Below are 24,987 nucleotides of genomic sequence, written 5' to 3' on the forward strand. Positions count from 1 at the left end.
TGCGGCCCGCCGCCACCCCCAGCCACAACGGGGGGGGGGTGGACCGGGGGGGCCCCAAGGCCTGACCAACGGGTCATAGCCCCGACGGGGCTCTGACCCCATCTCACGGTGACTGAGCCGCCGGGCTTGGCCCGGCGCTACCGGAAAAGGCGCGGGTAGCGCCGGGCCATGCCCGGCAAGCGCTCAGCGGCCCAGATGCCCGTAAACCGCGTGGCCGATCTGGAACAGGCTGATGCCCAGCACCAGCACGCCCACGGCCACCAGCACCCAGCGCTCCTTCACCCGCTTGACCAGGATCGCCGCCACCGGCGCGGCCATCATGCCGCCGATCAGCAGGCCGGCGACGATCTGCAGGTGCTGCACGCCCATCGACAACAGGAAGGTCGCTGACACCGTCAACGTGACCACGAACTCGGCTGCGTTGACTGTTCCGATGGTGGTGCGCGCCTGGCCGCCGCGGGCGAGCAGGGTGGACGTGGCGATGGGCCCCCAGCCACCGCCGCCGCTGGCGTCGAGCAGGCCGGCGAAGAAGCCCAGCACCGGCACCCGGCGGATCTCGCCCTTGGGCATCCAGCGCCCAGCGGCGCGGGCCAGGATGATGATCGCCAGCACCAGCAGGTACAGGTAGATCAGTGGCCGGATGATCTCGCCTGGGAGCTGCGTGAGCACGTACGCGCCCAGGGCGCCGCCCACTGCGCCGGGCAGGGCCAGGCGCAGGAACAGGCGCTTATCGACATTTCCGGCTGCGAGGTGCGACACCCCCGAGGCGCCCGTGGTGAACACTTCAGCGGTGTGGATGCTGGCGCTGACCTGCGCCGGCGGCAGGCCCATGCTCAGCATCACCGACGAGGACACCAGGCCGAACGCCATGCCCAGCGCGCCGTCGACCAGCTGTGCGCCCAGGCCGATGAGGATGAACCACCAGAATTCGCTGCTCAGCTCCATGCACCGAGCCTAGCGCGCCAGGGAGTGCGGACCAAGGTCCGCACCCACCGGGTGCTCAACGGTCAACGGGTGCCGTACAGCACCACGGTCTTGCCGCGGGCATGCAGCAGGCCGTCGGTCTGCAGTTTCTTCAGCACGCGGCCGGCCATCTCGCGCGAGCAGCCGACCAGGCGCGCCAGCTCCTGCCGCGATACACGCAGCTGGCTGCCTTGCGGATGGCTCATCGCCTCCGGTTCCTGCGCCAGGTCGTGCAGGGTGCGCACGATCCGGTCGGTCACGTCCAGGAACGCCAGGCGGCTGGCCTTGCGGCTGGTGTCGAGCAGGCGCTTGGAAATCTGCTGGCCCAGCGCATACAGCAGGCGCGGGGCATCGGCCGACAGCGGGCCGAGGAACAGCTGATGCAGGCGCTCGTAGCTGATTTCAGCCAGCTCGCAGGCGGTGCGGGTCCGCAGGATCACCTCGCGGCGGTCCGATTCGACGAACAGGCCCATCTCGCCGACGAATTCGCCGGCACCAAAGTAGCCCAGCACCAGCTCGCGATCGTCATCTTCCTCGGCCATGATCGAAACCGAGCCGCTGATGACGTAATACAGGGTTCCCGCCGGGTCCCCGGGCCGGAAGACGTCGGTACGGGTGGGGTATCGCCGCCTGTGGCTGTGCGCCAGGAAACGATCGATTGTGGCGATATCCAGGGCCAGTGGACTGCTAGCTAGGCGCACGGTTGACACGATAGGAGCGCTCCCTCTGCGCATGAACGGATTCACGGGGTCGATAGCGGAGCTTAACCAGCGCAATTGTTAAGGGCAAACAGTGTGCCAGATGTGAGCGCTCTTCACGTTCCCCCCGGGGGCAGTTTGCCCCATAATTCCCCCTTTCCCTTCTTACACAGGAATCGACCGCCGTGGTCAAGCCGTTGCCTCGCCTGAGGCTGCAGGGTTTCAACAACCTCACCAAGGCGCTGAGCTTCAACATCTATGACGTGTGTTACGCGCGCACCGAAGAGGAGCGTCAGCGTTACATTGAATACATCGATGAAGAGTACAACGCCGACAGGCTGACTCAGATCTTGACCGATGTCGCCGAGATCATCGGCGCCAACATCCTGAACGTGGCCCGCCAGGACTACGACCCGCAGGGTGCCTCGGTGACCATCCTGATCTCCGAAGAACCGGTGATCGACAAGAAGCTGGCCGGCAAGGAGCTGATCTCCGACGCCGTGGTCGCGCACATGGACAAGAGCCACATCACGGTCCATACCTACCCGGAGACCCATCCGCAGGAAGGTATCGCGACGTTCCGCGCGGACATCGACGTGGCCACCTGTGGCGTCATTTCCCCGCTGAAGGCCCTGAACTACCTGATCGAGAGCCTGGAATCGGACATCGTGATCATGGACTACCGCGTCCGTGGCTTCACCCGTGATGTGAAGGGCAAGAAGCACTTCATCGACCACAAGATCAACTCGATCCAGAACTTCCTGGCCAAGAACATCAAGTCGCGTTACGAGATGTTCGACGTCAACGTCTACCAGGAAAACATCTTCCACACGAAGATGCACCTGAAGGACTTCGACCTGGACCAGTACCTGTTCGAGGAAAAGGCCAGGAACCTGTCGTTCAAGGAGCGCATGAAGATCGAGGCGCTGCTCAAGCGCGAGATCGAAGAGTTGTTCCACGGCCGGAACCTGTCCGAGTAAGCCCCATGTGCGATGCCCGCAGGCATCGCCACCCAGGCGGGACGACCCGCCCCGTGGAACTGGCGTCGCACGCGCGATTGGCTCCATGGTGATGTACCGACCCACGGCCCGGTGTGAAAACACCGGGCCGTTTCGTTTTTTCCCCAAAAGGTAAGGAGCCCCCACCCATGCCCTGGATCTACCTGCTGCTGGCCGGCCTGTTCGAGATCGGTTTCGCCCTCGGAATGAAGTACTCCGAAGGCTTCAGCAAACCCCTGCCCACCGTTGCCACGGTGGTGTCCGCCCTGATCAGCCTGTACCTGATGAGCCAGGCGATGAAGAGCATCCCGGTCGGCACGGCCTATGCGATCTGGACCGGCATCGGTGCCATGGGCGTGGCGGTGCTGGGCATCTATCTGTTCAACGACAGTGCGTCGCCGGCCCGCCTGGCCTGCGTGGGCCTGATCGTAGCCGGCGTGATCGGCCTGAAGCTGGTCTCGCCCAACTGATTGATGGCCCGACCAACGGTCGGGCCCCACCGTCGGCCCCCCCGCACCTCCTGGTAGGCCCGCACCGTTGGTGCGGGCGACCCTTCAAATGCGGTAGGCGATGGTCTTCATCACCCTGGAGGCCAGTGCCATCGCGCCCGGAATCGGGAACGGAAGGCGGCGTGCGCCGGCCTGCTCGGCGTGCTCGGCATGGCGGGCCTCGTCCTCCTTCATCACCTGGATGACCGCGCGGCTGCGCAGGTCGCCGGGCGGCAGGTCGACCAGATGCTCGTCCAGGTGGGCCTCCACCTGGCGCTCGGTCTCGACCACGAAGCCGAGGTTCCAGCCGTCACCGCGCAGCCCGGCCAGCGTACCGATGGTATAGCTGCCGGCGTACCACAGCGGGTTGAACAGGCTGGGACGGCTGTCCAGTTCGGCCAGCCGGGTGGCACACCAGGCCAGATGGTCGGTCTCTTCCTGGGCCGCTTCCAGCAGGTGTTCACGCGTGGCCGGGTCGCGGGCCACGGCGGCCTGGCCGAAATACAGGCCCTGCGCACAGACTTCGCCGACGTGGTTGATCCGCATCAGGCCGGCTGCATGGCGGCGCTCGGCGCTGCCCATGCCGGGCTCGTCGGTCTCCGCAGCCGGGTAGGGGCGGGCCGCCGGTGGGTTGCCGAACACCGTATCCAGGGCGCGCTGCGCCTCGGTCAGCAGGTGGTCCAGCGGGGTGGTCTGGCGGAGCACGGTCATGGCAGTACGCGGTGGGGCGGAAGTCCCCCGATTCTCGCCCGGCCCTGCGTCCGTGCCAACCCGGCCTGACGGTCCACTTGCAAGTGGCTGGCAAGGCCAGTACAATCCCGCCTCTTGCGCTTCACCTTTTCACAACGCGTGGCAGAGTTCCGGCGAGCCTTTCGCCGCAATGAGCCCGACCTAACCTAGAGTTCTTCATGAGCACTTTCACTGCCAAGAACGAGACCGTCCAGCGCGACTGGTACCTCGTCGACGCCGAGGGCAAGACCCTGGGCCGTCTCGCCACCGAGCTGGCCCGCCGTCTGCGTGGCAAGCACAAGCCGGTCTACACCCCGCACGTTGATACCGGCGACTACCTGGTCGTCATCAATGCAGAAAAGATTGCCGTCACCGGCAAGAAGCTGCAGGACAAGATGTATCACCGTTTCACCGGTTACATCGGCAACCTGAAGACCGAGTCCCTGGCCCAGGCGCTGGAGCGCCACCCGGAGCGCGTGATCGAGATCGCCGTCAAGGGCATGCTGCCGAAGGGCCCGCTGGGTCGCCAGATGTACCGCAAGCTCAAGGTCTACGCCGGCACTGAGCATCCGCACGCCGCACAGCAGCCGCAGGTTCTGGATATCTAATCATGGCTATCACTCAAAACTACGGCACTGGCCGCCGCAAGTCCTCCACCGCTCGCGTGTTCCTGCGCAAGGGTTCGGGCAACATCACCGTCAATGGTCGTCCGCTGGACGAGTTCTTCGGTCGTGAGACCGCGCGCATGATCGTGCGCCAGCCGCTCGAGCTGACCAAGAACACCGAAAGCTTCGACATCCTGGTCACCGCCGCTGGCGGCGGCACCACCGGCCAGGCCGGTGCGATCCGTCTGGGTATCGCTCGTGCGCTGGTCGAGTACGACGAAAGCCTGAAGTCCGAGCTGCGCAAGGCTGGCTTCATGACCCGCGACGCCCGCGAAGTCGAGCGTAAGAAGGTCGGTCTGCACAAGGCCCGCCGCGCCACCCAGTTCTCCAAGCGCTGATCTGCTGCGCCTGGTTGGGCTCCTTCGGGGGCCCGCTGGATGGAAAAGCAAAAGCCCGGCTTCGGCCGGGCTTTTGTCGTTTTGGAGTCAGGCATTTCGTGGTTGCCGGCCAGCGGCCGGCACTACCCGTCTTTTTGCATGTCCGACCCCGGGCCTCTCTCTGGAGAAGAGCCCCCTTGTTGTTCAAGAGGGTGCGCCGACAGGCGCGGGGATAAGGTGGAATGCGTGACCAAATTAAAAGCAAAAGGCCAGATCTTTCGATCTGGCCTTTTGCTTTTAATTTGGCTGCCCCGGATGGATTCGAACCACCGAATGCCTGAGTCAGAGTCAGGTGCCTTACCGCTTGGCGACGGGGCAAAACGTACAACGATTTTCTCACTTATCACGCTGAAAAACAACTTCATTTTCAGTGTGGTGGCTATGGGTGGACTCGAACCACCGACCCCAGCATTATGAGTGCTGTGCTCTAACCGGCTGAGCTACATAGCCTTGGTGAGCCCGCTATTCTGCGGATGTGTACCGTCCCTGTCAACACTTTTGTGCCGTGCTTGTGGGCCGACAGAGGGCGTGGGATAGTCCCGGGCAGTAGATTTTCTTAGGAGTCCGCATCGTGATCGATCCGGACGGCTATCGACCGAACGTCGGCATTGTGCTGATGCGGCAGGACGGCCAGGTGTTCTGGGCACGACGCGTGCGTCGGGATGGTTGGCAGTTCCCGCAAGGGGGCATGAACACCGATGAGACGCCCGTCGAGGCCATGTATCGTGAACTGCAGGAAGAAACCGGCCTGCTGCCTGAGCATGTGGAAGTGCTCGGGGCCACGCCCGGTTGGCTGCGCTACAAGCTGCCGGCGCGGGCCATCCGCCGCAACGAGCGGCAGGTCTGCATCGGCCAGAAGCAGGTCTGGTTCCTGCTGCGCCTGACCGGCGACGAATCCCATGTGAAGCTGGACCACACTGACTCGCCCGAGTTCGATCATTGGCGCTGGGTCGATTTCTGGTACCCGGTGGAGCATGTGGTGGTGTTCAAGCGCGGCGTCTATGCGCGCGCACTGCGTCATCTCGCGCCTTTGGCGCGCGGGGTCGCCGGACAGGGCGTAACCGCCATGCCCAAGAGCGCCGCCGAGGCTTGGATGCCCGGCCACACGGCCGGCCACGACCGCCCGCGCAAGCGCCCGCGGACGCGCGGCTACTGGCCGAAGAAGGCCACGGGTGATGGCCCAGCCAGCTGACGGGCTGAACGGTATCGAGAATGGTTCAGGTCTCTGATTGACAACCATTCTCGTTTCCATTGGAATAGCCATCAGGCCGCTCCTGGCCTGTCAGCCCGGTTCCCGCCTGTGTACGTCTGCATCTGCAACGGAGTCACCGACCACCAGATCCGCGAAGCCGCCAGCCATGGTGTCAGCACGGTGGCCGAACTGACCATGCGGACCGGCTGTGGTGCGACCTGCGGTTCCTGCCTGGACATGGCCGCGGACCTCTTGGCCAAGGCGCGTGCGACCCACGATCTGCCGCTGCCGGTATTGGGCCTGGCCCAGGTTGCCTGATCGTTTCTTCGCGGCGCATTGACGCCGCGCTTTCGCATCCTTCACGCGCGGCCGCACAGGCCAATGCGCACGATTCGCGTTCCTTCACGGCCGCAGACAAGGCGTTAAAGTGCCTGCGTTTTCAGCGTGCAGGAGCATCCCATGAAGGGCGACACCAAGGTCATCGAATTCCTCAACAAGGTCCTCTACAACGAGTTGACCGCGATCAACCAGTACTTCCTGCACGCCAAGATGCTGAAGAACTGGGGCATCAAGGAACTGGCCGAGCACGAGTACAAGGAATCGATCGACGAGATGAAGCATGCCGACATGCTCGCCGACCGCATCCTGTTCCTCGAAGGCCTGCCGAACTTCCAGGCGCTGGGCAAGCTGCGCATCGGCGAGAACCCGACCGAGATCCTGCAGTGCGACCTGTCGCTGGAGCGCGACGGCGTGGTCACCCTGCGCGAGGCCGTCGCCTATGCCGATTCGGTCGGCGACTATGTCAGCCGCCAGCTGTTCGTGAAGATTCTCGATTCGGAAGAAGAACACATCGACTGGCTGGAAACCCAGCTCGACCTGATCGAGCGCATCGGCGAGCCCAAGTACCTGCTGAGCAAGCTGGAAGAGTGAGTCAGCTGTCCTGGCCGGCACGATGCTGCGCCAGGTAGCCCGTCAGCGCCACACGTGCCCGGGCGAATTCGGCAACCAGCAGCGCGACCGCCACCGCGGGGCGCTGCAGGCTGCCACCACGGGCCTCGCGTTCGATGCGCTGCGCGACCGCCGACAGCGACAGGGCTCCCACGTTCGCACTCGACGATTTCAGGCTGTGCGCGACCGCCTGCAGGCGGGGCTCGTCGCCGCTCTGCGCGGCCTGCTGCAGCTGCTGCACCATCGCTGGCGCATCGTCAAGAAAGACCGACACGATCTGGATGGCGGCGTCGCCGATCACCGCGTGCAGTTCGTCCAGCACATCGCGGTCGAGTACCGGTTGTGGCTTGGAGCCCACTCGGCTGTCATCGTCCTGCAGAGCCGAGCCATGCTCGGCTGATGGAGCCCCACTGCTGTTGGCCGTCAGCCGAGCCATGCTCGGCTCTGCAGAAGGCCGTGCAGGTGATGCGGCTTTACCGCCACCCCAGCGCTTCAACAGCGCATGCAGCGTGGCGCGGGCGATCGGCTTGGACAGGTAATCGTCCATGCCAGCCTGCAGGCAGCGCTCGCGGTCGCCGGCCATGGCATTGGCGGTCATCGCGATGATCGGCAGGCGCGCTCGCCCGATTTCCGCTTCTTCCGCACGCCAGTGGCGCGTGGCGGCGTAGCCGTCCAGCACCGGCATCTGGCAATCCATCAGCACGATGTCCACGCCGCCTTCGCGAAGAGCGGCCAATGCCTGCTCGCCATCGACGGCGTTGCGCACCTCGCACTGGAATACGCGCAGCAGCTGCTCGGCCACCATCCGGTTGACCGTATTGTCTTCCACCAGCAGCACGCGCAGGTGCAGTGGCGGCAGCACCGGCGCGGGTACCCCATCTCCGGCACTGGAAAGCAGGGCGGCAGGACGGGCAGGCGTGACAGGTGCGGCCAGGAGTGCATGCAGTGCGGCATCGTCGAAGTGCGTGGGCAGCTGGCGCTGGCGCGGTCGTTGCGCTGGTGCGTCATCCTGCAGCCAGAGCACCTGCAGTGCGTCGTCGTCACCGCGCTCGGCCAGTGCCTGCTGCAGCATCGCCTCGCCGCTGCGCCGCGCGCGTGCATCGACCAGCAGCCACGCCGGTGCCGGTTGCCCGGGTTGCGGCGCGGTGCGCAGCTGTTCGACCACGGCGTCCAGCTGGCTCAGCATCTGCACCTGCAGCCCATGGTGGGCGGCGATGCGCTCGATGCGTTTCTGCAGCATTGCATCGGCACTGAACAGCAGCAGCGCTGTCGGCGCGCGGGCCATCGCCGGCAGGTCGCCGGGCACCTTCAGCAGCGGAATCTCGAACCAGAACGTAGCACCCTGGCCGGGCGTGGACTGCACGCCGATCTGCCCGTGCATCAGGTCGATGATGCGCCTGCAGATGGCCAGGCCCAGGCCGGTGCCGCCGTAGATGCGCGTGGTCGAGGCATCGGCCTGGCTGAAGGACTGGAACAGGCGTGCCTGCAGTGCCTCATCGATGCCGATGCCGGTGTCGATGATCTCGAAGCGCAGCTGGTGCTGGGCCGCGCCTTCGCCCAGCCGCTGCACGCGCAGCTGTACCTGGCCGCGCGCGGTGAACTTGATGGCATTGGCCAGAAGATTGCTCAGCACCTGGCGCAGGCGTACCGGGTCGCCGCGCACCGGCAGGCGCACCGACGGGTCAAGCTGCAGGGTCAGGGACAGGCCCTTGGCGTCGGCGGCGCGCTGCATCAGCTGCACCACGCCATCCAGCAGATCGCGCAGGTTGAAGCTGGTGATTTCCAGTTCCAGCGCCTGTGCTTCCAGCCGTGAGTAGTCGAGGATGTCATCGACGATGCGCAGCAGCTGCTGTGAACTGGCCGAAGCGGTGGCCAGCATCTGCCGCTGGTCCTCGCCCAGCGGCCCGTGCGCGATCAGCTCCAGCATCGGCAGGATGCCGTTGAGCGGGGTGCGGATCTCGTGGCTCATGGTGGCCAGGAACTCGCCCTTGGCCAGCACCGCTGCTTCGGCGGCCTGCTTGGCCTGCAGCAGCTGCTGTTCCAGCTGGCCCTGGCGTTCGGTGGTACGGCGCAGCTGGTCGCGTTCGACGGCGAGCGCATCGTGTGCGCGTTGCAGCCGGGCCAGTGCACGGCTGCGTGCGCGCAGGCGCAGGCCCAACAGCAGCGCCACGGCGGCCGCGGCAAGGGCAACCAGCAGCACGCCCCACAGCGGCACGTCAGAGCACCGCGTTGTGGAAGTCGAAGTTCAGGTCGCTGCCGGCCGACTGCACCATGTTGCCCTGGATGTAATCGACGCCGCCGACCCACATCGCCGCGGCGGCCTGTGGGTCCTCGATCTGCTGCCCGATGATCTGCAGCCCGGCCGCATGTGCCTGTTCGATCGCCTTGCGCAGTTCCTCGCGCGTGGCCGGGTTGGCATGGCTGCTGGAGAAGCGCGCGGCCATGCGCACGAACGACAGCGGCAGCTGGGTCAGCAGGGCGTCGGCTTCGCCGCTGGGCTCGAACTGGCTCAGACAGAAGCGCACCCCGGGGCCGGCCATGCGCTGGCAGAACTGTTGCAGCGGCACGGTGTGGATCAGTGCGTCGGGCAGGCGCACGTCGATCACCAGCGCACTGCCCGGCAGGTCACGCTGCTGCAGCGATTCCAGCAGCCAGTCGGCGAAGGCGTCGCGCTGCAGGGTGCGCAGCGACTGCGAGACGAACAGGTTCAGCGGCGGCGTGGCGTGCCGGTAGAGATCCAGCAGGCCCAGCGCGTGGTCCATCACCTGCTGGTCGAGGTCGGCGATACGGCCTGCCGCTTCGGCGGCCGGAATAACCTGGCCGGCCGCCAGCACCGTGCCATCGGCCTGGCGCAGGCGCAGCAGCAGCTGGTACTGCGCGGTGTTGCCACCGGCGACGGCGACGATCGGTTGATAGGCCAGCTCCAGCTGGCCTTCCAGCAGTGCCAGGTGCTCCTGTTCGGTGACGGCCTGGCGGTGCACATGGCCCGCCACACCGGCGCTGAGCAGGCGTGCCTGCAGGGTGGTGCGCTCGATCGCTTCCAGTGCAGCGTTGGCATCGTCGAAGCCCGGCGACAGCGGCGCATAACCCACCACGCCGCGCAGGTGCACCGATTCGTCGTCGCGGATCACGAAGGCACGCGCCGACAGCTGCTCGCGCAGGGAAGCGGCGATGCCTTCCAGGGCATCTTCGTCGGCGTTGCGGGCTAGCAGCAGGAAACTGTTGTCGTTCAGGCGTGCCAGCAGGTGTGGATGGCCGGCCTCGGCCAGGCGCTGCCCGGCCTGTACCATCAGGCGCTCGAAGGCGGCATAACCATAGCGTTCGCGCAGCCCCAGCGCGCTGGCCACTTCGATGAAGAACACACCGCCCCGGTCGCGGTGGGCGAGTGCGGTGTTGAGCTGCTGCAGTACGTGATGGCGCGTCGGCAGGCCGGTTTCCGGATTGCTGGTGGCCGGTACGCCGCTGGCACCGGGCAGGGTCGCGGCCTGCGCACGTGCGCGGCGGATGCGGTTGGCCACGGCGGCGATCAGGTGGCGCGGGCGGATCGGCTTGCTCAGGTAATCGTCGGCGCCGCTGTCGAGCACTTCGAACTGGCGCTCTGGATCCGGATCGCCGCTGAGGAACACGATCGGCAGCAGCTGCAGGCCGGGCTGCTGGCGGATCAGTGCGGTCAGCCGCATGCCATCCAGTCCGGGCAGGTGCAGATCCATCAGGATCAGGTCGGGACGGTGTTCCTTGATCGCCTGCAGCGCGCCGTCGGCGTCGCTGTGCACGATTGCCTGCATGCCGGCGCCGTGCAGCACGCTCTGCGCGAACAGGGCCTGGGCGCGGTCGTCCTCGACGATCAGCACGCGGTAGGGCGAATCGGAGGCCAACGGCGCCTGGTCGTTGTTGCCAGCCTCGGCCAGGAAGGCCGGGCCCGGCAGAGGCGGTGGCGCGCTGCCGATCGATGCGGGCATGTCGCAGCTGGCCAGCGGCGGAACCACTGCGGGTACTGCGGCGACCGCGCTCGCCGGCTCCGCGGCCCAGCGTTGCCAATGATCGGCCGGAGGGGATTCAGCGCGTCCCGGGCGGGCGCCCGCGGGGGATTCGTTTGCGGCCATCGGTGCTCCTGGTGTTCGCGTCCATTATGCGACAAGCCCGAGGTTCAACCGGTACCCGGCTGGCGCGGACCGTCCGGCGACGCACTGCGTGCCAGCCAGCGCACGCCCTTCCACAAGGTGCGCCAGACCAGCCACACCAGCAGCGCGCCCGCCAGGCTGCAGGCCAGCACCACGATCAGCGCGATCCACGGGTGTGCCAGGGCCAGGGCCAGGCCCCCGACCACCACGGTGTCCTCGGCGGCGGAGGCCACCCAGTTGCTGGCAGGCTCGGGCGAGGTATTGAGCAGGGCACGGGTGCCGGCTTTCAGGCCATGGCTGGCCAGCGCGACACCGGCACCGGCAGCAAGTGCGCCGGTACCCAGCTGCCCATCCGGCGACAGCGTGGCTGCGGCAAGGAAGGCACCTGCGGGTACACGTGCCAGGGTCTGCACCAGGTCCCACGCCGAGTCCACGCCGGGAATCTTGTCGGCGAAGAATTCGGTCACCGCCAGCGCCGCCGAAGTGCCCAGCACCCACCACGATTCAGTAGCCTGCAGGGCCGGTGGCAGGTCGACCCAGCCGAGCAGGCCGGCCAGGCCGACACCGAACACGGTGAGGTAGACGCGGATGCCGGCCAGCCAGGCCAGCAGGATGCCGATCACGAACAGGTGGGCTTCGGTCATGGCGATGCTCCGGCGACGGAACTGTGCAGGGGACCACACTATCGACGATGGCATGCCTGAACGCCACAGACCGTGGCTCGCTGCTGCGCAGGAAACCCACCCGTCCTGTCATACACTAGCCCGTCGTTTGCCACAGGGGCCGTACCGGTGTCGCCCTTGCGATACCCCGTAAACCACCCATGACCAACCGTCCTCCCATGCGCGTGCAGGTCCGCCTGCCCGGCGCGCCGCAACCGCCTGCCGACCGTCGCCGCCTGCTGGTGATCGGCGGCATCTGGCTGCTCAGCCTGGTGCTGGCCGTGCTCGGTGGCTGCTGGATGGCCACCCCGCGCGATGCCCAGGGCCAGCGCCTGCAGGCCGCCGAGAAGCGTGCCGAGACGCTGCAGGCGCAGCTGACCGAACTGCGCCAGAAGCAGGCCACGCTGGAAGCCTCCGACCGCATCAGCCGCGCTGCCAACACCGAGGTGCAGTCCTCGCTGGCCGAGCGCGATGAGGAAATCGCCGGCCTGCGTGCCGACATTGCCTTCTATGAGCGCCTGGTGGGTTCGACCAGCCAGCGCAAGGGCCTGAACACCCATTCGATCGAGTTCAGCCCGGAAGCGGCCGGCACGTGGCAATACACCGCCGTGCTGACCCAGAACCTCAACCGCGGCGCCATCAGCCAGGGGCAGATGCGCTTCACCGTGGAAGGCGTCAGGAACGGCAAGCTGGCCACGATCAGCTGGGATGATCTGCACCAGCGCAGCAAGGTACCGGGACAGGATTACTCGTTCCGGTACTTCCAGCAGCTCACCGGCAGCGTGATGCTGCCGGCTGACTTCACCCCGCAACGCGTGCGGGTGACATTGGGGAGTGGTACGGGGGGTACCACCCAGGTATTCGACTGGAAACAGGCCGGTGCGCCGGCCGCCAAAGGGGAGTAGGCAGATGTTCGGAAGCAGCAAATCCAACCGTGAAGGCCAGCTGGTGGTGGATGCCCTGATCGGCAACCAGGTGGTGATCCGCGGTGATGTGGAATTCAGTGGTGGCCTGTACGTGGAAGGCCGCATCCATGGCAAGGTGATCGCCGCCGAAGGCGCCAGTGGCGCGACCCTGACGGTTGCCGAGCACGGCGTGATCGAGGGCGAGATCCGCGCCCAGGTGGTGGTCATCAGCGGCCGCCTGGACGGCGATGTACACGCCACCGAGAAGGTCGAGTTGACCCCGAGCGCACGGGTCAATGGCAACGTCCATTACCAGGTGGTGGAGATGAATGCGGGCGCCCAGCTGAACGGCCGCCTGATCCATGCCAGCGCCCCGATGGCGGCCCTGCCGGCGCCGGAAGGCGATGAGGCCAATGGCGGCAAGGGCGACACTGCTGCACGCCGCAAGCTGGCCGAGGCGATGGCTTGAAAGCCATCCCCGGCACCCCCATGCTGGCATCATGAGCACGCTAGTCTCCCTGCCCGGCGCCACTCCGGTTGCCGCGCCCGATTACCAATCGCTGGAGCGCCCGCTGAACTTCACCGAGTCGGCGGCCGCCAAGGTCAAGTCCCTGATCCAGGAAGAGGGCAACCCCGACCTGGCCCTGCGTGTTTACATCGAGGGCGGCGGCTGTTCGGGCTTCCAGTACGGGTTCGAGTTCGACGAGAACCGTGCCGAGGATGACCTGGCGGTACAGACCAGCGGGGTGACCCTGCTGGTCGACCCGTTGAGCCTGCAGTACCTGATGGGCGCCGAGGTGGACTACACCGAGAGCCTGACCGGTGCCCAGTTCGTGATCCGCAACCCGAACGCAAAGACCACCTGCGGCTGCGGCAGCAGTTTCAGCATGTAAGAGCCCTGTGGCCAGGATGTGCCAACCACGGTTGGCACCCACCAGAGCGGATCCGTAGATCCACGCCATGCGTGGATGCTCTGTGCCCTCCAGCCCACAACAGCAGATTGCGCACAGCGCCGACCTTGCCACCCGCATCGATTGGCGGCACGCTTGCCGGATGCCCAATACTTCTTCGCCGCTTTCCGGTTTCGCCTTCGTTGGCGAACCGCTGGAGCGCGCCGATGCCCTGCGCGACGATGCCGATGCACTGGCGCGCCTGTGGCCGGGCGCGCGCATTCTCGTGCTCGATCAGGACGGCAGCGCCTTCACCGGCGATGACGACCAGCCGCTGGCGCTGATCGGCGCCGACATCGGGGGGGGGGCCGGCTCCGCGATCTTCCTCGGCCTGCGCGGGGAACAAGCGTGGTTCTCGGTTGAAGCCGCCAGCGTCACCGTCACCGCACCACGTCGCCTCGACCTGCGCCAGGCCGCGCTGCTGTGGTCGATGGCCGATGCGACCGCCTTCAGCTATGCCCGCGGCATGTCCTACTGGCACTCGCGCACCCGCTTCTGCGGTGTGTGCGGCGGCGCCGTGGCGTTTGCCCGAGGCGGCTTCGTCGGCCGTTGCGCGCAGTGTTCCACCGAGCACTACCCGCGTGTCGATCCCGCCGTGATCGTCGCCGTGGAGAACCAGGGCCGGCTGCTGCTGGGCCGGCAGTCGAACTGGGCCCCGCGTCGTTACTCGGTGCTGGCCGGCTTCGTCGAACCCGGCGAGACGTTCGAGCAGACCGTGGTGCGTGAAGTGCACGAGGAGAGCAAGGTGCGGGTGACCGCCTGCCAGTACCTCGGTTCGCAGCCGTGGCCGTTCCCCGGCGCGCTGATGATCGGTTTCCGTGCACAGGCGCAGGATGACCTGCCGACTGTGGATGGCGAACTGGAAGACGCGCGCTGGTTCACTGCCGATGAGGTTGGCGCAGCATTGGCACGCGATGCGGACGACGATGGCCAGGGCATCCGCCTGTCGCCGCCGATCTCGATTTCGCGCGGCCTGATCGAACACTGGTACCGCGAGCAGCAGGGCTGAACCGGGCTGCGGCCGGGCCGGTTGTGGCTGCTGTATTGCCGCCACCTGAACACGGCCCGGGTTACAGTCCGGTTCACCGCTGAGGGGCGCCGCTGCGACAGGTAAGGTAACGGCGCCGAGCGTTCCGTTTCGTAGGGAGACCTGCCATGTTCACCACTCTGGCCGCCGTGCTGGTGGCACTGGCCCTGGGCCATGTTGCCCCGGCCGCTGCCGCCTCGCTGCGCCGTTTCGACGGCTTCCGGCGCTGGCTGGGCTGGCTGGACGCGCATGGCGGAAAGGCGTGGCAGGCACCGGCCGGTGTTGCATTGGCACTGCTGCCGCCGCTGCTGCTGATGGCGCTGCTGGCATGGCTGCTGCGCGGGGTGCTGTTCGGGCTGCCGTCGCTGATGCTGGGCGTGGCGGTGCTGGCCTGGTGCTGGGGGCCGCGTGATCTGGATCGTGATATCGAAGCGATCATCGATGCGGACGACGCCGCAACGCGTCAGGCCGCCGTGCGCAACCTGCAGGCGGCCGGTGGCAGCCTGCGCGAAGACGTGCCGTCGCTGGTCGAGGCCACCGTGCTCAACGCGCTGCGGCGCTGGTTCGCGGTGCTGTTCTGGTTCCTGCTGCTGGGCCCGGCCGGTGCGCTGGGGTACCGGCTGCTGGCGCTGATGGCGGAAAGCCCGATGCGTGCCCGCGTGCCGGTGGAGCCGCTGGCGCTGGCGCAGCGCCTGCTGGGCTGGATCGAGTGGCCGGTGGCGCAGCTGATGGCGTTTTCGATGGCGCTGGTGGGCAACTTCGATACGGCGTGGAAGGCGTGGCGCCAGGCGCATGGCGAGCGGCTGGCCGGCACCATCGGGTTCCTGGGCGCGGTGGCGCGGGCCAGCGTCAACGCCGAGCTGCGCGAAGATGCGCACGATTACACCGAGGCCGGGCTGTTGCCGGTGTGGCAGCGGCTGCCGGACCTGCGTGATGCGATGAGCCTGGTGTGGCGGATGCTGCTGCTGTGGCTGGCGATCCTCGCGTTGCTGGTGATTGCAGGCTGGGTGACGTAGGTGTTCTGGCAGGGCTTGCAGCCCTGCACCTGCAGAGGCGACAGCAACAGCAACAGCAACAGCAACGGCAGGATTGCTGCGGGTTGGCGGGGTGGGTCGGATGGCGGGGGACGCCGTGAATCCGTCCATGGAGGCTTGGTCGCCGCATCCATGCGGCTCACACCCCCGCCATCCGACCCACCCCGCCTTCGACAGTTTTCCGTGTACTGACGTTCTGTAGAGCCGAGCCATGCTCGGCTCCGAGCGAGCGCAGCGAAGCTATCCGCTTTTGATCTTCTCTTTCTTTCCGTGGCGGACGCGCACGGAAACTGTCCGTGGCCGGGCGGGATGGGTTTGAGGGGGTGTCCGCGGCATGGGTCCGAGGCATGCCTCGGGCGGGTTGGGCAGGAGGCCCAACCCCGGTCTTGCCGTGTGCGCAGGACAGCGCACGCGAGCAAGCCGCGGCCAAGCCTCCACGGACGGATTCGCGGCGTCCCCCGCAGACCCATCCCGCCCGGCCAACCCCATGATCGACGAACGCCGCCCACCACGAGGGGCTGCGCCGTTGGCTGGAAACCTAGATCGGCGCCAGCGCGGTAAACGGTGCCCACGGCAGGTTACGCAGCAGCGCATACCCGGGCAGTACCCAGAGCCAGAACGTGGGATTGGCCAGCACCCGCATGAGCGGGTCGAGCAGGCGTGGGCGGATGCCGGCGATGTTCAGCAGCATCAGCAACAGGAACGGCAGGCTGATGACCAGCAGCGGGTTCATCGCCATCGCGCCGGGCAGGTCGAAGTGGACCAGGGAATACAGGCAGCGCGTGCTGCCACAGCCCGGGCAGTACAGGCCGGTCAGGGCGTAGAGCGGGCAGCTCGGCAAGGGATTGCCGGCGACATACGGATTGACGTTGCGCAGGACCACCGTGGCGCCCGCGGCCAGGCCGGCGGAAACCAGCAGCGGCGCCCAGCGGGCGAACCGGGAACGAGCAGGAAGCGCGGACATGCAACAACGGATCCGGCGCAGGCGCCGGATCCGTCCAGGCGTATCAGTAGCCGCTGTTGCTCATCGCGCCCATGCCGCCGAGCACAACGAAGAACAGCACGTACAGCACGACCACGACGGCCCAGGCGATGGCCGACCAGATGGCCCACTTCTTGGCCTTGGCGGCGGAGTCCTGGGCGCCGGCAATGTCGCCAGCGGCCAGCTTGCCGTTGACCTGGGCGGCATAGACGATCGACACGATGCCGGCCGGCAGGCAGCAGAACAGGGTGGTCAGGATGGCCCAGACCAGGTTGTTCGGGACCTGCGGAGTGGCGGTATTCATGGGTTCAAGCTCCTTGATGGGTGGTGGTGGTAGATCATTGGTCGGAAAGAGCGCCCAGCACGGCCAAGCCGCCGAACAGCCCGAACCACAACAGCAACAGGACCGGCAGGGCCACGGCCGAAGCCACCGCCCACCAGCCCGCCTTGCGCGACGCACTGTAGGCCCCCGGCAGGTCGCCGGCCGCGCGGCGGCCATCGACCTGGGAGGCGTACACGATCGACACCACGCCCAACGGGAGGCAGCAGAACAGCGTCGTCAGGATCGCCCAGACCAGATGGTTGGGGATGTAGACCGGACGGCTGAGCGGTGGTGGTTGATTCAAAGCAAGACTCCATTCCTTGGTGGCCAGCCGTGATGTTTCGGCCGGACCTCCCCCCTGTGGGTGCGTAATCTACCGCAACCGACGTTGCATGTATGCGTTTACAGTCACGACATGTCGCGTACGCCACTGGACGGTGACGTATGTGGGGGAGGTCGCCGGGCCCGCCTGGCGGGCCGGTTCCGTCAGGCGTGATCGCCGCGCAGTGCCCGCACCTGGGCCTCCAGCACCGGGGCGCTGGTGCTGTGGCCATCCACGGCCGGCGCCGCGACCACTTCGACGGTGGCACGGAAACGGCGCGGCACCCGCATGCGGCCCAGGCGGCTGTCGCGCCGGCTCCACATGCTCGACCACATGCCGCGCAGGGCCATCGGCACCACCGGCACCGGCCGCCGTTGGAGGATCTTCTCAACGCCTGACTTGAACGGGGCCATCGCACCATCCCTGGTCAGCGCACCTTCCGGGAAGATGCAGACCAGCTCACCTTCGGCCAACGCGGCGTCAATCTCGTCGAACGCGCGCTGCATCAGCGCCGGGTCTTCGCGCGCGCCGGCGATCGGGATCGCCTTGGCGGTGCGGAAGATCCAGCGCATCACCGGGATGTTGAAGATCCGGTAGTACATGACGAAGCGCACCGGGCGTGGAATCGTCGCCGACAGGATCAGCGCGTCCATGTAGCTGACATGGTTGCAGACCAGCAGCGCGGCGCCTTCGTCGGGCACGTTGGCCTCGATGCCGTGCGGGCGCAGCCGGTACAGCGTGCGCACCATCAGCCAGCTGAGGAAGCGCATCAGGAATTCGGGGACGATGGTGAAGATGTAGATCGCCACCAGCGCGTTGGCGATGGCCAGCGCCAGGAACTGCTGCGGGATGGTCCAGTGCAGCAGCGTGTGCGCGGCCAGCGACAGCAGGGCCGCAGCGACGATGAAGCCGGAATTCTGGATGTTCAGCGCCGCGAACACGCGCGACATCTGCGCCTTCGGCGTGCGGCTCTGGATCAGCGCGAACAGCGGCACCACGAAGATGCCGGTGAACAGGCCGATGCCGACCAGGTCGATGACGATGCGGCTGCTGCCCGGCTGCTGCAGGAACGGCCCGATGGCCAGCCCCTGCACGGTCGCCTCGCCGCTGCGGGCGAAGTACAGGTCGAGCAGGAACGCGGTCATGCCGAACGCGCCCAGCGGCACCAGGCCGATTTCCACCGTGCGCGCCGACAGCTTCTCGCACAGCAGCGAGCCGATGCCGGTGCCAACCGAGAACAGGGCCAGCGCAAAGATGTACAGGGTTGGCTCACCGCCCAGGTTGGTCACCGCATAGGCCGGTAGCTGCGAGGTCAGCACGGTGCCGACGAACCAGAACCAGGACACGCCCAGGATCGAATTGCGCACGGCTTTCTGCTGGCGCGCCATGCGCAGCACCGCCAGTGATTCCGGCAGCGGGTTCCAGTTGATCTTCAGGTTCGGGTCGCCGGCATCGACTTTGGGAATCAGGCGCGCGGCGATGTTGCCGCAGATCGCCAGCGCGATGATCGCGCAGGCCGCCACCACGGTGCCGTGGCTGCCGGCCACGGTGAACACCAGGCCGCCGACGATCATGCCGGACAGGATCGACATCGAGGTCCCCATCTCGACCAGGCCGTTGCCCCCGGTCAGTTCCTCGGGCCTGAGCACCGACGGCAGCACCGAATACTTCACCGGGCCGAACAGGGTCGATTGCATGCCGGTGCAGAACAGGGCGACCAGCAACACCGGCAGGCTCTGGGTGAGGAAGCCGGCGGCCGCCAGCGACATGATCACGATCTCCATGGTGGTGGTAATCACGATCAGCCGCGATTTTTCCAGTTTGTCGGCGATCTGCCCGGCCAGTGCCGAGAACAGGAAGTAGGGCAGAATGAAGATGGCCGGTGCCAGCGTGGCGTACAGCCCCAGCTCCTCCTCCGGCACGGCCATGAACAGCAACATGCTGATGATCGCCTGCCGGTACACGTTGTCGTTGAACGCGCCGAGTGCCTGGACCACGAAGAACGGCAGGAAACGGCGCTGGCGCAGCAGGGCGAACTGGTTGTGACCGGACATGGAGCCTCCTTGACCGGCGCAGCCTAGCATTCCTGCCCATCTGCTGTGGGTACGGACCTGTGGGTGCGGACCCGTTGGTCCGCACACCTGCCAGCACCCTCAGACGATATCGTCGACCACGCCGCCGTCCACGCGCAGCGCCGCGCCGGAGGTGGCGGAAGCCTGCGGCGAGGCCAGGTACACCACCATGTTGGCCACTTCCTCGACCGTGGCAGTGCGCTGGATCACCGAGGATGGCCTGTGTGCCATCACGAACTCGCGGCCGATCTGCTCCAGCGGCTTGCCGCTGCGCTGGCGTTCATCCTCGAACATCGCCGCGAAGCCATCGGACAGGGTCGGGCCGGGCAGCACCGCGTTGACGGTGACGCCACTGCCGGCCACGCGCTTGGCCAGGCCGCGCGACAGCGACAGCTGCGCGGTCTTGCTGACCCCGTAGTGGATCATATCGGCGGGAATGTTGCGTGCCGATTCGGAGGAGATGAACAGCACGCGACCCCAGCCGGCATCGACCATCGCCGGCAGCAGTGCCCGCGACAGGCGCACACCGGACATCACGTTGGTCTGCCAGTAACGCTCCCAGGTGGCATCTTCGGTCTCGAAGAAGTCCTCGGGGCCGAAGACGCCGGCGTTGTTGACCAGGATGTCGACCTTGGGCAGGCCGGCCAGCAGCGTATCGACGCCGGCCGCATCGGAGAGATCGGCGGCCACGCCGATCACCTCGGCACCCGGAACGGTAGCGAGCAGGCGCTGGCGGGCGCGTTCGACACTGTCGGTGCTGCGGCCGTTGAGAATGACCCGCGCACCCGCCGCGGCAAGACCCTGGGCGATCGCCAGGCCGATGCCGGCGGTGGAGGCGGTGACCAGTGCGGTGCGGCCGGCGAGTTCGATCTTCATGGGGGATTCCAGTACCAGAGGATCACCCAGTACCCGCGCGGGAACGTGATCGGGATGCATCCCAAGGCGCAACACACGGTTGCACACGGTGCAGTAGATCCACGCCACGCGCGGATGGGATGTCCGACCAGCGACAAGGAATCAGGTCAGGTTGGTCACTGCCTCATTGGCCGCTGCACGCACCTTCGGCAGCATCCGCAGCACCAGCGCCATCTGGGTACGGATCAGCTGCAGTTTCGGCGGCATCGCCTCGTCGATCTGCTCCAGCTCGGCGGCCACCGCGCGGTCTGAGTCGTTGTCATCTTCCGCAACGGGTTGCCGCGCGGTCAGCGCCGTCGCCAGCTGCTGAAGTGCCTTGCGCACGCGATCGCCCGCGGCCAGCGCCAGTGGATCGCCAGCATAGCTGTCCACCTGGTCGCGGTGCGCACCCAGCGCCGACAGATGCCCCAGCAGCGTGTTGGACAGCGCCAGGAAGCGGAAGCCGGCATCCAGATTGCGGCGCACATGGCCGGGTTCGCGCAGCATGTTCGACAATGCGGTGGACAGCGCGGCGTCGGCGTTGTGCATGTCGCGGCGGGCGATGCGGTAGGCCAGGTCATCGCGCATGCCGCTGCGGTACTGGCCCAGCACCGAATCCAGGTAGCGAGCCGCAGTGTCCAGCACGCGTGCCAGGACGAGATGCAGCTGCCGGCCCTGCCAGTCGGGCAGGATCAGGAATGCGGCGACGGCGGCGATCGCGCAGCCCAGCAGCGTATCGACCATGCGCGGCACGATCAGCACGAAGCCGTCGCCGATAAGGTTGAAGCAGGTCAGCGCCATCACCGTGATCGCCGCCGATGCCACCAGGTAGCGATCGGTACGGGTGAAGAAGAACAGCAGCGCCGACAGCAGTGCGATCAGCAGCTGCACGTGCAGCTGTGGGAACAGCTGCAACAGCGCCCAGGTCAGTACCAGGCCAGCCACGGTGCCGACGATGCGTTGCGCCAGGCGCTGGCGGGTGGCACCGAAGTTGGGGCGGCACACGAACACGATGGTCAGCAGCACCCACGAGCCGTTCTGTGCATTGAACAGGCGTATCGCGGCAAAGCCGGCGATCAGCGCCAGCGCCATGCGCAGGCCATGGCGGAATAGCACCGAGCCGGGCGTGAGCTGCTGGCGGATGCGCACGCCCATCTCGCGCAACGTGTGCGGGTTGCTGTCGCGCAGGCGGGTGTCGACGTTGTCCAGACTGGCCTCGGAGCGCTCGGCGTCCAGCAGGCGGCGCTCGATGCTGCGCAGGTTGTGCACCAGCAGGTCCAGAGAACCAAGCAGGCGCTGCCACTGCGGGCGCTGCTGGTCACGCAGGTAGGCCAGCGCATCGGCCAGATCGCGTCCGGCCTGCTGGTTGCTTTCGCCATACACGAACGGACGGCGCAGGCGGATCGCTTCGCCCAGGCGCGCGCAGGCCTGGCCCTGCAGGTCGAGCAGGCGCTGGCAGCGGTACAGCACATCGCTGTGGAAGAAGGCGTCGACCAGCGCGCCATAGGGGTAGTGCGAGGAACTGGCGCGCTCGTGGAAATCCTGTGCCATGTAATAGAGACGCAGGTACAGACCGGAGTTCACGCCCGGCCGCCCGGAACGGCCGAAGCGGGCCAGGATCGCGGTCTTGGCCTCGTTCAACGCACCGACCACACGCCGGTTCTGTTCGGCCAGGTCGAGTTGGCGACGTTGCAGGTCTGCTTCCCTCACCGGCTCGAACAGCGCGGCCTTCAGCTGCAGGTAGCGGCCCAGTTCCTGATACAGCCGCGCCACGCGTTCGCGCACCGGACGGTTGGCGAACAGCGCGGTCCACAGGATCGACAGCAGGCCATACCAGACCGCACCGGCCAGCAGGTGGCTGACCGCGTCCAGCGCGCTGTGCAGGTCGCCGGCGCCATGCTGCTCCAGGCCGATCATGGTGTAGATCGCCAGCGTCACCGTCGCCTGGGCGATCGACGCATAGCGCTCGCCGAGCGCACCGAGCAGGGTCAGGCCGAAGGTGGACAGCGCCAGCGCGCCAATGAAGATCCACGGCCACGGGAACAGCCAGATCACCGATGCTGCGGCAAGGCAGAAACACAGCAGCGACAGCAGTACCGCCTTGGTGCGGCCCCACCAGTTGTCGTCGGTCTCGGCGATGGCGCTGGCGATGATGCCGAGAAACACGCCGGGCAGGGCGGTGAGCGCGTCCAGCTGCCAGCACACGGCAAGCGCTGCGGCCAGGGCGATGAACACCCGCAGGCCATAGCTGGCCTTCTCGTGGGCCCACAGGCGGCTGAGGCGGGATTGGCGGGCGGACATGCAGGCTCGGTGGAAGGGTCTTCCACCATTATTGCGGGCCATGCGTGAAATGGTAGATCCACGCCACGCGTGGATGATTTTCCGCTCGATACGCGGTAGTGCCGGCCGTTGCCCGGCTCTTCATGCGCCCGGACGAAGGTGCGAGGAGCCGGCCGGCGGGCGGCACTAAGGGGTTGCCGGGGTTACATGTCGAACCGAACGCTCACCGCGAACGTACGCGGCAGGCCGGCGCCAGCGTTGGACCAGTACTTCCGGTTGGCCAGGTTCTCGACGCTGGCACGCAGGGTCACCGGGTGGCCCGAGGCAAGCAGCCGGTAGCCGACGCCGGCATTCACCAGCGTGTAGTCGGGCAGCTTCAGGGTGTTGTCGGCGTCGTACCAGACATCGCCGTAGTAGCGCACGGCCGCATACGTTTCCAGGCCGTCCACCCACGGCAGCTGGTAGGTGGCATGCATGACGCCGCTCCAGCGCGCGGCACCGGCGGTACGGTTGCCTTCCTGTGCGGCGCTGGCCGGCGACAGCCTGTCGTAGGTCGGGTCCAGCCAGGTGACGCCACCGCCGACCGTCAGGGCATCGTTGAGGTGCAGGTCGGCACTGGCTTCGATGCCTTCGTACAGCGTGATGCCGTCCTGCACCAGGCGCTTGCCGGCAGGCGTGAGCTCATCGATGTTGGCGCCACGCTCCAGCCGGAACGCCGCCAGGTTCGCATTCCAGCGTGCCCCCTCGACCTTCGCGCCGATCTCGTACTGCTTGCTGATGGTCGGGTCGAGCACGTCGCCGGCGTTGACGTAGCTGTTGCCCACGCGGCTGCCCGCTTCCAGCGATTCGATGTAGCTGGCGTAGAGGGTGACGGCCTCGCGGGGCTTGAGCATCACCGCGTAGGTCGGTGTGACCGGGTAGGTGTGGTAGCGGCCCCTGGTCTCGTAGTCGTTGTAACGCCAGCCTGCCAATACCGACCAGCCACTGCCGAGATCGACGGTATCGCTTGCGAACACCGCTTGCTGCACGGCTTCGTCGCCACGGGTCATCACTCGTGAACCGACGGCATCGTGGCGGATGGCGTGGCGCTGGTACAGGTTGCCGCGGCCGATCAGGTTCCATTCGTAGGGGCGGTCCCAGCCCAGCCCGGTCTGGTGGCTGATGCCCGCCACCACCTGATGCTGCAGCGGGCCAGTGCGGAAGCTGCCCTGCAGCAGCGCCTGGGCCAGCTTCCACTCGCTCTTGCCGCCCAGTTCGTAGACGTTGACGTCATAGTCGCCGTTGGGATTGTCGATGTAGGCGAAGATCTTGTTGACGTCGTTCCACGAGGTGGTGACGCCGTAACTCAGGCTGGCTTTCCAGTCGCTGTTGATCTGCCAGTTCAAGCCGGTCGACAGCAGGCTGGATCGGGTGTCGTAGTAGGTGCCGGGCACGCTGTGGTCGGTATCCCCGGCAATCGGTCGCGGCAGCGATGTCAGGCCACGGAAGTAGTACTGCGGCGATTCTTCGCGCAGACCGCGTGACTGGAATACGCCGTCGAAGGTCCAGGTCAGTACATCGCTCAGACGGGCATCCAGCGAGAGTGCGCCAACCTTGCGATCGACGTGCCCACCATTGAAGGTCTCGCCCTTTTCCTGGAAGGCGTTGAAACGGTAGCCGAACATCTGCTCGTTGCCGAAACGTCCGCCAACGTCGATGCCGCCGCTGACGATGCCCTGTTCACGCCAACCCAGCTGGGCGGAGAAGGTGGGCGTGTCCGTCGGCTTCTTGGTGATGTAGTTGACGATGCCGCCGGGTGCACCGAACCCGTACAGGAAGCCGCCCGGGCCTTTCAGCAGATCGACCTGTTCCATCACTTCCAGCGGCCATTCGGTACCCCAGGAAGAGACCTGCAGGCCATTTACGCGATAGCTGTCAAAATTCAGTTCGATACCGCGATTGCGGATGGGTGAGCTCCAGCCGCTGGCGTAGGCGCTGACCTGGGTGGTGACCGAAGGGTCGAGCAGGAAGGCTTCGCCCAGCGAGACCACCTGGCGCTGCTCGATCTGCTCGCGGCCAAGAGCGGTGATCGCAAACGGAGTGTCGCGCAGGGCGCGGTCGCCCAGTGCGCCGGCGTCGGTATGGGTGCGTTCGGCGGTGACATTCACCGCATCCAGATCGGTGGCTTTGCGGCTGACGGCCGGCGCTTCGGCATGGGCAGCGCAGGCGGCGGACAGGGCGGAGGCCAGCAGGGCCAGGCGGGGGAGACGGGAAGGCAGCATCGATGGTGGTCCTCGACGGACGGCCACAGGCCATCCGCCCACGGGTGGGGGAAGGGGCAGTGGCTGGGATCACGCAGGCTGGCCGGGGAAGGCAGCG

General features: G+C 66.8%; 25 protein-coding genes and 2 tRNA genes. 12 read left to right on the forward strand and 15 right to left on the reverse strand.

The window, feature by feature from the left end; all coding sequences use genetic code 11:
* Positions 1–183 precede the first annotated feature (183 nt).
* Both R5H29_RS14080 and crp read right to left on the reverse strand, forming a co-directional pair.
* The gene (locus R5H29_RS14080) at positions 184–945 is read right to left on the reverse strand and encodes a sulfite exporter TauE/SafE family protein (RefSeq protein ID WP_019661505.1); all 762 of its coding nucleotides are present in this window, start codon (positions 943–945) and stop codon (positions 184–186) included.
* A gap of 62 nt (positions 946–1,007) precedes the next feature.
* A complete protein-coding gene (gene crp / locus R5H29_RS14085) occupies positions 1,008–1,697 on the reverse strand; it encodes a cAMP-activated global transcriptional regulator CRP (protein WP_010482649.1) in 690 nt (229 codons plus the stop codon).
* 149 nt (positions 1,698–1,846) lie between these two features.
* Between crp and speD the strand changes: the two genes are divergently transcribed.
* Both speD and sugE read left to right on the forward strand, forming a co-directional pair.
* Positions 1,847–2,641, forward strand: a complete 795-nt coding sequence (speD, locus tag R5H29_RS14090; protein WP_019661504.1) for an adenosylmethionine decarboxylase — start codon at positions 1,847–1,849, stop codon at positions 2,639–2,641.
* A 167-nt stretch (positions 2,642–2,808) separates the two neighbouring features.
* A complete protein-coding gene (gene sugE, locus R5H29_RS14095; protein ID WP_005419816.1) occupies positions 2,809–3,129 on the forward strand; it encodes a quaternary ammonium compound efflux SMR transporter SugE in 321 nt (106 codons plus the stop codon).
* A gap of 84 nt (positions 3,130–3,213) precedes the next feature.
* On the opposite strand, the gene coq7 is transcribed toward sugE, so the two are convergent.
* Positions 3,214–3,858 (reverse strand): 2-polyprenyl-3-methyl-6-methoxy-1,4-benzoquinone monooxygenase, encoded by a 645-nt coding sequence (coq7, locus tag R5H29_RS14100; protein ID WP_019661503.1) that lies wholly within the window; start codon positions 3,856–3,858, stop codon positions 3,214–3,216.
* Between the two features lie 197 nt (positions 3,859–4,055).
* Here coq7 and rplM point away from each other — a divergent pair, with 197 nt between their 5' ends.
* Together rplM and rpsI are read left to right on the forward strand one after the other, a co-directional pair.
* A complete protein-coding gene (rplM, locus tag R5H29_RS14105) occupies positions 4,056–4,484 on the forward strand; it encodes a 50S ribosomal protein L13 (RefSeq protein ID WP_005414692.1) in 429 nt (142 codons plus the stop codon).
* A 2-nt stretch (positions 4,485–4,486) separates the two neighbouring features.
* Positions 4,487–4,879, forward strand: coding sequence for a 30S ribosomal protein S9 (rpsI, locus tag R5H29_RS14110; protein ID WP_019661502.1), 393 nt, complete (start codon positions 4,487–4,489; stop codon positions 4,877–4,879).
* Between the two features lie 282 nt (positions 4,880–5,161).
* Here rpsI and R5H29_RS14115 read toward each other — a convergent pair.
* Positions 5,162–5,236, reverse strand: a tRNA-Gln gene (locus tag R5H29_RS14115).
* 55 nt (positions 5,237–5,291) lie between these two features.
* A tRNA-Met gene (locus tag R5H29_RS14120) sits at positions 5,292–5,368 on the reverse strand.
* Positions 5,369–5,489: 121 nt separating this feature from the next.
* On the opposite strand from R5H29_RS14120, the gene R5H29_RS14125 reads away from it, so the two are divergent.
* The 3 genes from R5H29_RS14125 to bfr all read left to right on the forward strand — a co-directional run bounded on the left by R5H29_RS14125 (position 5,490) and on the right by bfr (position 7,040).
* Complete coding sequence (locus tag R5H29_RS14125; protein ID WP_019661501.1) at positions 5,490–6,110, forward strand: RNA pyrophosphohydrolase; 621 nt, start codon at positions 5,490–5,492, stop codon at positions 6,108–6,110.
* A 108-nt stretch (positions 6,111–6,218) separates the two neighbouring features.
* On the forward strand, positions 6,219–6,428 hold the full coding sequence (locus R5H29_RS14130; protein ID WP_019661500.1) for a bacterioferritin-associated ferredoxin: 210 nt from the start codon (positions 6,219–6,221) through the stop codon (positions 6,426–6,428).
* A 141-nt stretch (positions 6,429–6,569) separates the two neighbouring features.
* Positions 6,570–7,040 carry a bacterioferritin gene (bfr, locus tag R5H29_RS14135; protein WP_005414691.1) on the forward strand — a complete coding sequence of 157 codons (471 nt, stop codon included), beginning with the start codon at positions 6,570–6,572 and terminating at the stop codon, positions 7,038–7,040.
* Position 7,041: 1 nt separating this feature from the next.
* Here the strand turns inward: bfr and R5H29_RS14140 are convergent, their stop codons facing one another.
* Genes R5H29_RS14140 through R5H29_RS14150 form a run of 3 tightly spaced genes read right to left on the reverse strand, consistent with a single transcriptional unit; the run spans position 7,042 to position 11,823 of the window.
* Entirely contained in the window at positions 7,042–9,273 is a 2,232-nt protein-coding gene (locus R5H29_RS14140; protein ID WP_134735177.1) for an ATP-binding protein, read from the reverse strand.
* A gap of 1 nt (position 9,274) precedes the next feature.
* Complete coding sequence (locus R5H29_RS14145; protein ID WP_332329319.1) at positions 9,275–11,161, reverse strand: EAL domain-containing protein; 1,887 nt, start codon at positions 11,159–11,161, stop codon at positions 9,275–9,277.
* A gap of 44 nt (positions 11,162–11,205) precedes the next feature.
* A complete protein-coding gene (locus R5H29_RS14150; protein WP_019661497.1) occupies positions 11,206–11,823 on the reverse strand; it encodes a DUF4126 domain-containing protein in 618 nt (205 codons plus the stop codon).
* A 179-nt stretch (positions 11,824–12,002) separates the two neighbouring features.
* On the opposite strand from R5H29_RS14150, the gene R5H29_RS14155 reads away from it, so the two are divergent.
* The 5 genes from R5H29_RS14155 to ampE all read left to right on the forward strand — a co-directional run bounded on the left by R5H29_RS14155 (position 12,003) and on the right by ampE (position 15,739).
* Entirely contained in the window at positions 12,003–12,746 is a 744-nt protein-coding gene (locus R5H29_RS14155; protein ID WP_332329320.1) for a DUF6776 family protein, read from the forward strand.
* 4 nt (positions 12,747–12,750) lie between these two features.
* Positions 12,751–13,215, forward strand: a complete 465-nt coding sequence (locus tag R5H29_RS14160; RefSeq protein WP_006398829.1) for a polymer-forming cytoskeletal protein — start codon at positions 12,751–12,753, stop codon at positions 13,213–13,215.
* 31 nt (positions 13,216–13,246) lie between these two features.
* Complete coding sequence (gene erpA / locus R5H29_RS14165) at positions 13,247–13,639, forward strand: iron-sulfur cluster insertion protein ErpA (RefSeq protein WP_005419789.1); 393 nt, start codon at positions 13,247–13,249, stop codon at positions 13,637–13,639.
* Between the two features lie 160 nt (positions 13,640–13,799).
* Positions 13,800–14,705: an NAD(+) diphosphatase gene (gene nudC, locus R5H29_RS14170; protein ID WP_332329321.1), complete on the forward strand. Its 906-nt coding sequence runs from the start codon at positions 13,800–13,802 to the stop codon at positions 14,703–14,705.
* A gap of 146 nt (positions 14,706–14,851) precedes the next feature.
* Positions 14,852–15,739 (forward strand): regulatory signaling modulator protein AmpE, encoded by an 888-nt coding sequence (ampE, locus tag R5H29_RS14175; protein ID WP_227845010.1) that lies wholly within the window; start codon positions 14,852–14,854, stop codon positions 15,737–15,739.
* A 556-nt stretch (positions 15,740–16,295) separates the two neighbouring features.
* Here ampE and R5H29_RS14180 read toward each other — a convergent pair.
* The 7 genes from R5H29_RS14180 to R5H29_RS14210 form a co-directional block, all read right to left on the reverse strand.
* Positions 16,296–16,721: a DUF2752 domain-containing protein gene (locus R5H29_RS14180; protein WP_332329322.1), complete on the reverse strand. Its 426-nt coding sequence runs from the start codon at positions 16,719–16,721 to the stop codon at positions 16,296–16,298.
* A 43-nt stretch (positions 16,722–16,764) separates the two neighbouring features.
* Positions 16,765–17,043, reverse strand: a complete 279-nt coding sequence (locus R5H29_RS14185; RefSeq protein ID WP_019661492.1) for a CD225/dispanin family protein — start codon at positions 17,041–17,043, stop codon at positions 16,765–16,767.
* A 34-nt stretch (positions 17,044–17,077) separates the two neighbouring features.
* Positions 17,078–17,365, reverse strand: coding sequence for a CD225/dispanin family protein (locus tag R5H29_RS14190; RefSeq protein WP_005419784.1), 288 nt, complete (start codon positions 17,363–17,365; stop codon positions 17,078–17,080).
* 182 nt (positions 17,366–17,547) lie between these two features.
* Positions 17,548–19,437, reverse strand: coding sequence for an MFS transporter (locus R5H29_RS14195; RefSeq protein WP_021202135.1), 1,890 nt, complete (start codon positions 19,435–19,437; stop codon positions 17,548–17,550).
* Positions 19,438–19,536: 99 nt separating this feature from the next.
* Positions 19,537–20,331, reverse strand: a complete 795-nt coding sequence (locus R5H29_RS14200; RefSeq protein ID WP_111098931.1) for an SDR family NAD(P)-dependent oxidoreductase — start codon at positions 20,329–20,331, stop codon at positions 19,537–19,539.
* A 141-nt stretch (positions 20,332–20,472) separates the two neighbouring features.
* A complete protein-coding gene (yccS, locus tag R5H29_RS14205) occupies positions 20,473–22,650 on the reverse strand; it encodes a YccS family putative transporter (protein ID WP_021202133.1) in 2,178 nt (725 codons plus the stop codon).
* 182 nt (positions 22,651–22,832) lie between these two features.
* Entirely contained in the window at positions 22,833–24,890 is a 2,058-nt protein-coding gene (locus R5H29_RS14210; RefSeq protein WP_332329323.1) for a TonB-dependent receptor, read from the reverse strand.
* Positions 24,891–24,987: the final 97 nt, after the last annotated feature.

The organism is Stenotrophomonas sp. A3_2 (genome assembly GCF_036624925.1).
Taxonomy (GTDB): Bacteria; Pseudomonadota; Gammaproteobacteria; order Xanthomonadales; family Xanthomonadaceae; genus Stenotrophomonas; species Stenotrophomonas hibiscicola.